Source organism: Rickettsia sp. TH2014, from assembly GCF_019249195.1.
Classification (GTDB): domain Bacteria; phylum Pseudomonadota; class Alphaproteobacteria; order Rickettsiales; family Rickettsiaceae; genus Rickettsia; species Rickettsia felis.
In genome coordinates this window covers 1-1,172 of record NZ_MXAX01000211.1, presented here as the reverse complement: position 1 = coordinate 1,172, position 1,172 = coordinate 1, and the positions used below count along the sequence as shown (strand labels likewise).

Below are 1,172 nucleotides of genomic sequence, written 5' to 3'. Positions count from 1 at the left end.
TCTGTAAGATTAAATCTTGACTTCTACATACAAAAATTAGCTCTCGCAACTTAACTATCTACTCTCTATTGCGATTAAAAATGGGAGGATTACCATATTACCTTGTTAAATTGGAGCTTAAGTAGAAGTTAACAGAAATTAAATCTACAATTTAAATTTAGTAATATTTTTGCTAAAAGAAAAGTTCGGCAGTGGAAAAAGAGATTATTTTTTTGGAAGGTAGTTGCAATATTATTCTGCCGGTACTATCTATATCTTTAAAACGACCGGTTACTATATCATTTTGATATTTAACGCTAATATTTTCATGTAACTTATAAGCATGTTTTAACCAGCTTTCTCTAATAAAAGAAAAGCCGTTATTATGCCAAATTTGATAATATTTTTCAAAATTCTCTATTAATTTTTCAAGTAAAGCTTGCGGTTCTATAGGCGGTAGATTTTCGCTTATTAAGCTAGTAGTAGGCTGGTCGATATTATCAGGGTGATAGGTGATATTAATACCGATACCGATAATAAGGTAATAATTCTTTTCTACTTTAACGGATTCAAGAAGTATACCGGCAATTTTCCGACCGTTCACGAGAACATCGTTAGGCCATTTTAGTTGTATAATGTCATCCTCACCTCTTATGTCATTCCTGCGTAGGCGGGAATCCATTTCTTTTAAAAATTTTTCTGGATTCCCGCTTTCGCGGGAATGACATAAGAGGTGAGGATGACATAGAGAACTATAGGAGTGACATAAAGAGGCTATACTCTCATAAACGGCAAGTGCTGTAACAAAAGATAATTGCGGTAATAATTCTAGCTCTTTATCAGGCTTTATTAGTAAACTTGCATGTAAGTTACCTACCCTAGACTGCCAGTTTTTACCGCTTCTACCACGTCCTTTAGTTTGAGATTTGGCAAGTATTACATAGTTTGAATCAACCTTATTACTCTTAGCAATTCTTATAGCCTCAGAGTTCGTACTGTCTAGTTCATCAAAAACAATTAGTTTAAATTTACCTATATTCATTTTTTAGTAGTTATCATTACAAGAAAGGTTTGCTTGCATAGATACCAAAACCGTCATTGCGAGGAGACCTTGTTGCGTAGATATAAAAAAAAGTAGCTGCGAACTAAGAAAAGTAGTAAATTGACAAAAAACTTAACCACAAGTGTGTATG

1 protein-coding gene is annotated in these 1,172 nt (G+C 33.3%); it reads right to left on the bottom strand.

Annotation, left to right across the window (positions count from 1 at the left end):
• Positions 1–172 precede the first annotated feature (172 nt).
• A complete protein-coding gene (locus KYQ89_RS04360; RefSeq protein WP_218460572.1) occupies positions 173–1,021 on the bottom strand; it encodes a biotin--[acetyl-CoA-carboxylase] ligase in 849 nt (282 codons plus the stop codon).
• Positions 1,022–1,172: the final 151 nt, after the last annotated feature.

Coding starts and splice junctions, on each gene's coding strand:
- KYQ89_RS04360 (WP_218460572.1), bottom strand. CDS start 1,021: ATGAATATAGGTAAATTTAAACTAATTGTTTTTGATGAACTAGACAGT.